Genomic DNA, 1,057 nt, shown 5'->3' on the forward strand with positions numbered 1-1,057 from the left:
GGCTTCCTGACGTGACATCGCGCCGGGATTTACGCCCGCCGGCAGGCCATAGGCGGGCCAGAGGATAGCGAGGGCGGCGAGCGTGGCGGATTTCCATCGTGGCATGAGGGCGATCCAGTTTGCCTTTTTGCGTAGGGGTGCTTTGCTACGGATTGATGACCGGCAAAACGAATTGCCAAGCTGGAACACCCCTCATCCGTCCGCTTCGCGGACACCTTCTCCCACAAGGGGAGAAGGGGAAGTCCGCGCCTACCTCGCCGCCAATCGCCAACGTTGGTGGTTGGCAGAGGCGCTCGAGACAGCGCCCCTTCTCCCCTTGTGGGAGAAGGTGGATCGGCGCGATAGCGCCGAGACGGATGAGGGGTGTTCCAGCTTGGCGCTATCCAATGAACCTGTCACAAAGCTGACAAGCGCCCGCCCTAGCGTCGCCCGGTTCCTCCAGCCATTCCCCAGCCACGAGGCATCTCCCATGATCCGGTCCTTTCTCTCCCTTTGCCTCGCCTCCACGGCGCTTGCATCGTTCGCTTCCGTCGCCCATGCCGCTCCTCCCGGCTACGACAAGATCGACACTGTCGTGGTGATCTACGCCGAGAACCGCAGCTTCGATAATCTCTATGGCGATTTCCCCGGCGCCAACGGCCTGGCCAATGTCTCGGCCGAGCAGGCCCGTCAGCTCGACCGCGACGGCAAGCCGCTCACCGAACTGCCGCCGGCCTGGGGCGGGCTGACCGGCAAGGGCGTGACGCCGGCCGTCACCGAGGCGCAGACGGCGCATCTCGCCAACGCGGCCTTCGCGATCGACGACCCCAAAGGCTTCAACGAGAATGCCGGGGTGATCACTCGCGACCTCTGGCACCGCTTCTACCAGGAGCAGATGCAGATCGACGAAGGCCGGAACGACAAGTTCGTCGCCTGGGCCGATTCCGGCGCGATGGTGATGGGTCACTATGACGGCTCGGTGCTGCCGATGTGGGATATCGCCAAGAAATACGTGCTCGCCGACAATTTCTTCCAGGCCGCCTTCGGCGGCTCCTTCCTCAACCACATCATGCTCGCC

General features: G+C 63.8%; 1 protein-coding gene. It reads left to right on the top strand.

Features of this window, described 5'->3' with window-relative positions; genetic code table 11:
* Positions 1 to 469: 469 nt before the first annotated feature.
* The coding region (locus EOA38_RS37535; protein ID WP_281060181.1) for an alkaline phosphatase family protein at positions 470 to 1,057 on the top strand (588 nt) is incomplete at its 3' end.

This window comes from Mesorhizobium sp. M1E.F.Ca.ET.041.01.1.1 (genome assembly GCF_003997355.1).
Classification (GTDB): domain Bacteria; phylum Pseudomonadota; class Alphaproteobacteria; order Rhizobiales; family Rhizobiaceae; genus Mesorhizobium.